At 51.4% G+C, this 6,265-nt stretch carries 4 protein-coding genes; 1 reads left to right on the forward strand and 3 read right to left on the reverse strand.

From position 1 onward, the window contains the following. Positions 1–587 precede the first annotated feature (587 nt). The 3 genes from KDK14_RS11185 to KDK14_RS11195 form a co-directional block, all read right to left on the reverse strand. On the reverse strand, positions 588–1,697 hold the full coding sequence (locus KDK14_RS11185) for an anhydro-N-acetylmuramic acid kinase (protein WP_257265200.1): 1,110 nt from the start codon (positions 1,695–1,697) through the stop codon (positions 588–590). Positions 1,698–1,783: 86 nt separating this feature from the next. Further along, the gene (locus KDK14_RS11190) at positions 1,784–3,427 is read right to left on the reverse strand and encodes a peptidoglycan DD-metalloendopeptidase family protein (RefSeq protein ID WP_257265201.1); all 1,644 of its coding nucleotides are present in this window, start codon (positions 3,425–3,427) and stop codon (positions 1,784–1,786) included. Between the two features lie 226 nt (positions 3,428–3,653). Next, positions 3,654–4,487, reverse strand: coding sequence for a hypothetical protein (locus tag KDK14_RS11195; protein ID WP_257265202.1), 834 nt, complete (start codon positions 4,485–4,487; stop codon positions 3,654–3,656). A 372-nt stretch (positions 4,488–4,859) separates the two neighbouring features. Between KDK14_RS11195 and tyrS the strand changes: the two genes are divergently transcribed. Then, positions 4,860–6,167 (forward strand): tyrosine--tRNA ligase, encoded by a 1,308-nt coding sequence (tyrS, locus tag KDK14_RS11200; protein WP_257265203.1) that lies wholly within the window; start codon positions 4,860–4,862, stop codon positions 6,165–6,167. Positions 6,168–6,265: the final 98 nt, after the last annotated feature.

The raw sequence follows: 6,265 nt of genomic DNA on the forward strand, positions 1-6,265 counted from the left end.
TTCTTAAATAAACTTTCTCTGTATCATGACGTACGATCAGTGGTAATCAGGATAGTTTATTTGAAGCCAAAAGCTATCTTGATTTGTCGTTCAGTAGATTATCAAACAGTCATTAATTCAGAACACTATTTAAACTATCTTTCCTGTGCTTGCCAGTAATTATTGTTTTTTTTGCTGGCCAAAGCACTGTTCATCTGACCTGCTTCATCACCACCCGAATTACATTCAGCCGATTTTCCTCCCTGATTGTATCTGAAAGCCTGCGACCCTCCCTATTGATTGCCTTACCTTTGAACTGAGCGATAAAAGCATACGACGCTACCTATTTATAATGGTTAACGATCAAGATATTAATAAATGGTCAGTCAGGTAAAATCATCTATCCGGGTATTACAGGCGCAGCTTCAGATAATTTAGCTTCTCAACCAGCTGCATAAAGCAATAACAGGCCTGTTATGGGCATTATCAACAATCCGGATCATACGACGGGGAAACAGGTTTTGGTAAACCGGGTGCCAGTGCTTCAGTAAATGAGAAATAAGTACTTCCATTGAACAGTAATAGAAAACCATGGTAGAGCTGAGCGGTCACTGATAATACCGCCCACCAAGCAAACGCAAACCCGATGCCCCGGTAACCGCAGGCAGGTTGCCGGGTAGCTGTAACATATTCTGTCTTGCTAACCAGGCAAAGGCGATGGCTTCTACCCACTGGGGATCAACCCCAAGCCCTGCGGTTGATCCCAGCCTTGTGCCGGGCATTTCTTCTTGCAGCATGGCCATCAGGGTGTTGTTATTGGCACCGCCGCCGCAGGTAAACACTTCATCTGTTTCGGGGGCATGCTGTTGTATGGCATCGGCAATGCAGCGGGCGGTCAAACGACAGAGGGTTGCCTGTATAGTCGACGGCGACAGACCACGAAAGCCTTCTAGCATTGTGTTGAGCCAGGCAGGGTTGAATAGTTCCCGGCCAGTACTTTTGGGCGCAGGTAATCGGAAAAAGGGTTCACTCAGCAGGGTTTCCAGCAGGATCGGGTCATGGGGCTCCCGGCCAGCATGGCTGCCATCCTGGTCATAGGCTTGGCCCCACTGTTGTTGGCACCAATAGTCCATTAACAGGTTCCCCGGACCGGTATCAAAGCCGGTTACCGGGCGTTGCTCACGGTTTTCAGGGGGCAAGATCGTTATATTGCTGATACCGCCAATGTTGACGATCACCCGGTGGCGGGTTTCGCTGGTAAAAACCCCACGGTGAAAGGCGGGTACCAGCGGGGCTCCCTGACCACCGGCGGCCATATCCCGACGCCGGAAGTCGGCAACAACGGTTATACCAGTCTGCTCTGCCAGGATATTCGGATCACCGATCTGCAGGGTGTAGCCCGACTCTGGCAGGTGTCTGACCGTCTGACCATGACTGCCAATGGCCTTGACCTGGTCAGCGCCAAGCCCTGCCTTGTCCAGCAACTCATTGACCGTTGCGGCGGCAACATAAGCGATGGCCGGGTCTACTTCCGCCAGCAAACCAATTTCATCATGACCTGGCTGACAGAGCTGTTGAATTTTTTTCTTCAGTCCGGCGGGCCACTCACTGCTGTGGTGGGCCAGGAGTGTTGGACTATTGCCATCAAAGCGAACAGCTACACCATCCATGGCGTCCAGGCTGGTGCCGGACATGAGCCCTATATAGATATCTGACATGGTTCGCCTCTGGATGGCCGTTATGGTTAACCACAAAGACACTGAGCACAAATACAGGTTCCTTTGCGCCTCATATGCCCATATTTTCAATCAATTGCAGGGTTATTCGTGGCCAGTAGTGTTTCCCTGTGCTCTTTCAGCCTGGCAAGCATCAGTTGGGATTTTTGCCTGAAGTTGGCCATTTCACTGTTGGCGATGGGGGCAGCATCCGGGAGCTTCACTGTTATCGGGTTTCTGTGCACGCCATTGACACGAAACTCGTAATGCAGGTGAGGTCCGGTGGCCCAGCCGGATTTGCCAACATAGGCGATGGTCTGGCCCTGACGAACTTTCTGGCCTTTTTTCAGTCCGGCCAGTTTATTGGCATGGGCATAGACGGTAACAACATTATTCGGGTGCTGGATAAATACCACATTGCCAAACCCACTCTGCCAGCCGGAAAACTGCACACGCCCATCCCCCGCGGCTTTAATGGGGGTATTCATCGGGGCGGCATAATCGACCCCCCGGTGCGGGCGTTTGGTCTTGAATATCGGGTGCAGACGGTTGGGGTTAAATCTTGAGCTGATGCGGGTGAAATCCACCGGCGTACGGAGAAACGCTTTTTTCATGCTTTTTCCGTCGGGGGTATAGTAATCGGTATCGCCGTTACTGTCGGTATAGCGGATGGCGGTGTAGGTCTGTCCCTGGTTGGTGAAGTTGGCGGCCAGAATATTGCCATCCCCGAGTTTTTCCCCTTCCAGAAACTCCTCTTCATAGAGCAGGTTAAAGCTGTCACCACTGCGGATATCCTGCACAAAATCGATATCCCAGCCAAAAATGCCGGCCAGCTCCATGGTGAGATTCTGGGAAAGGCCTGCTTTTTGGCTGGCCAGGAAGAGAGAGCTTTCAATAATGCCACTGGCATAGGTGGAATGAATTTCCGGTGACAGGGTAACCGGTTCTGCCCGGTAGCCATCGTCCTCCCGGTTAAAGAAGATGCTTTCCAGTCTGGACTTGACGTAGCGCAGCTGGGTCAGGCTGCCTTGCGGATTAATCCGGAATTCAAGGGATTCCCCCGGACGGATACTGGCCAGTGTTTTGCCATAACCGGGCGTGTTGGCCACCTGATAAACAACACTGGCATTTAACCCCTGGCTATTAAATAACACGGATAAATTATCGCCGGATTTAATGGTCACACTGTGCCATTTGCCAAGTTTCTGCGCCAGGTCGTCTGCGGTTTTTGCCAGTGCTTCGGCTTCTGCTGTCTTGGCTACTGCTTCTGGTGCCTTGGTTTCTACTTCTTGTGTCTTGGCTAGTGCTTCTGGTGCCTTGGTTTCTGCTTCTGGTGCCTTAGCTTGTGCTTCTGGTGTTTTGGCTACTGCTTCTGGTGCCTTGGTTTCTGCTTCTGGTGTCTTGGCTACTGCTTCTGGTGCCCTGGTTTCTGGTTCCTGCGCCACTTCTTTTTTAATTGCTGTGGCTGATTGCCCGGAGTTCTGGTTGCTGGCAGATGGGGAAGGCCGGGGAGTGGTCGTGCTGTTCAGCTCTATGTTGGCTTCATTAGGCTGGAAAGCATCAATGGATATCGGAATTTCGTTACGCCTGGCTTCTACGTCACCCGAAGGGAGCAGTGCCATCAATCCTATGATGATGACGGCGATGGTACTTGCCAACAGCAAGTGTCGCCTGGGGAACAGTTTCAGGCGCTGGCTGATCCGTACTACGCCTTTAGGGATGGCTTTATTCATTAATGTTTTAACACTGTCTGCAGTATGTAAATAAATTATAACGGTAAAAAATATCGTAAGTCATATCCGTCAGAAAAGGTACGTCAATACAAGACCAATTATCATTTATTTTGATTATTGTCTTGATTATCACGGATTATTTTATTTCCTTATGGATTGTCTTTCCAACAACAGACTGTAAATGCGAGGCGTTAGAAAATTAATGAGCCGTGTTGTTCATGGCCAGCTACTTAAATACCGGAACTGATGTTGGCATATATCCGCCAGGGGCCCGGGCAATAAATGATGGCAGCCCTGTTGGCTGACCTGGTTCACCTGCCACGGCGGTGGGCGGTGGTTCAACAGGCCGGTGTGTGCAGTGGCTGGCCGGGTTGTCCCGGGGGCGGCTATCCGCTTGCGGATCGAAGGCTGACCTTTGTCGATTCTGATGGTCAGAAGGCTGGGTTGTAGTCGGCGGGATGAGTGATGTCGGTTGATTGAGATTAAAATAAGGTTCTGCCTTGAACAGCCAGTGTGGCGTATGCAGAAGTAATGTACCCGCTACACCGAGCACACAGACAGAAACGGTTATGGACAGGAGTGTGCCGACAAGTGACATCCAGCTGTATTCAGAGCCGGGTGATGTGCCGGATTCCACAAAGTGCTGCCACTTATTGGCACCCTGCCTGACGTACTCTTCCATCGGGGGATTCTGGCGATAAGCCGTTTGCTGCGCTGTGTCACCGGGTGCTTGATCACCGGGCTGCTGGCCTATTCTATTATTTTCTTCCTGTGCTACCGTTTGCACCCTTCTATTGCCCAGGTTCTCATGGGCATATTGAAGCAGCCCGGTAATACCACCAACACACACACTGGCCAGGACGACCACCTTTCTGCAGACAAAATTCAGACACTCGGTAGCCGTGGACAGGGCTCGCATGACCACCCAGACGGCATCACCCACGGAAAAATTTGAACCCGCTGGCTCAGATTGATACGCAGGTTCTTTTTCTTGAGAGACTCCCGGATTTGCCAGGTAAGTAGCAGGGGCTTGCGCCGACAGTGGTTGCGGATTATCCAAAAATTTCTCCTGCCATTGTAATGGAGTGTAATGGGGTCAGATTTGACAGACATACCAAACAGTGCCCGATTGATCGAATTCGCCAGCAGCATGAATCCGTATCAGAAGTTCGCAAGCACATTTGGTTGTTTAGACAGTATGGATTTAACGTTAGTTCCAGGCTAATGGTGTAAAGGCCTGGTAAGGCAAATATATACTGAAATCTACCCCAATCAGGCGTTTGTTCCGTTAGCATTTTGCTGTATTTTGATCGGACTGATTTTTTATTAATTCTTCCCTGTCCATCCGGGTAGGGAGTTTTTCTTGATTTGATGTCAGAGCCCCTGGCATCCACCGCAGTATTTCGGTTGAATCATCCCAGGAATAAGGCCAATGTCCGAAAGTCAAAACCCGTTGCTGAAAGATCTTCAGGCCCGCCAGCTCATTGCCCAGACCACTGCCGTGGAGGAACTGGACGCTCATTTGAGCGAACAGCCCCGGGTGCTTTATTGTGGTTTCGATCCTACGGCTGACAGTCTCCATCTTGGCCATCTGGTGCCGTTGCTGGTGCTCAAGCGCTTCCAGCAGGCGGGTCATAAACCCATTGCCCTGGTGGGTGGGGCTACGGGTCTGATCGGTGACCCAAGCTTCAAGGCCGCGGAGCGTCAACTGAATACCCCGAAGGTGGTGGCTGGCTGGGTTGAGAAAATCAAGGGGCAGGTGAGTCAGTTTATCGACTTCGACTGCCAGGAAAACTCCGCCGTTGTGGTCAATAACCTGGATTGGACCGGCAACCTGAATGTGCTGGAGTTCCTGAGAGATATCGGTAAACACTTTTCCGTGAATGCCATGATCAACAGGGAGTCGGTACAGCAACGGCTGAACCGGGAGGGCTCCGGTATCTCCTTTACCGAGTTTTCCTATGCCCTGCTGCAGGGCATGGACTTTGCCGAGCTGAACCGTCGTTATGATTGTACCCTGCAGATTGGTGGCAGTGACCAGTGGGGTAATATTGTTGGCGGTATTGACTTGGCCCGTCGTCACAATAAGGCCCGTGCCTTCGGGTTAACGGTACCATTGATTACCAGGTCGGATGGCACCAAGTTTGGTAAAACGGAAGGCGGTGCGGTTTGGCTGGATTCCAGAAAAACATCCCAATACGCCTTTTACCAGTTCTGGATGAACACCGCGGATGCCGATGTGTATCGTTTTCTGAAGTTCTTCACCTTCCTGGGCATTGCAGAAATTGAGGCCATTGAGCAAGCGGATGCCAGGCGTCAGGGCAAACCGGAAGCCCAGAGGATTCTTGCCCGTGAAGCGACCCGACTGGTGCATGGGGAGGAAGGCCTCAAGGCAGCAGAGCGCATCACCGAAGCCCTGTTTTCCGGTGACATTACCCGGCTTTCAGAAACCGATATGGCGCAGTTGCAGCAAGATGGCCTGCCCAGTGCGACCATCGAGCGGACTCAGCTGGAAGGCCAGGCCATGACGCAACTGTTTGCCGAAGTCGGCATGGTCAAGTCAGGCAAGCAGGTGAAAGATGCGCTGGCCAATAACGCGGTATTCTTTAACGGTGTCGCCCGTGGCACGGCGGATAATATGAACCTGCCAGAGTGCTTTGCAACACGCAACGCCCTGTATGGCCGGTTCTTCCTGGTGAAACTGGGCAAGAAAAACCACTTCCTGTTTGAAGTGGTTTGATCGCACCCATTTTATCGAAAGAAACAAACCACAAAGGCACCAAAACCACAAATGCCCATGGCGCGTGAAAATATTTTGCGCCACCCTCAGAGATGAAA

This window comes from Endozoicomonas sp. ONNA2 (assembly GCF_024606365.1).
Lineage (GTDB): Bacteria > Pseudomonadota > Gammaproteobacteria > Pseudomonadales > Endozoicomonadaceae > Endozoicomonas.

Excerpts from the sequence above, each read along its gene's own strand:
- KDK14_RS11185 (WP_257265200.1), bottom strand. The coding sequence starts at position 1,697 with ATGTCAGATATCTATATAGGGCTCATGTCCGGCACCAGCCTGGACGCC.
- KDK14_RS11190 (WP_257265201.1), bottom strand. The coding sequence starts at position 3,427 with ATGAATAAAGCCATCCCTAAAGGCGTAGTACGGATCAGCCAGCGCCTG.
- tyrS (WP_257265203.1), top strand. The coding sequence starts at position 4,860 with ATGTCCGAAAGTCAAAACCCGTTGCTGAAAGATCTTCAGGCCCGCCAG.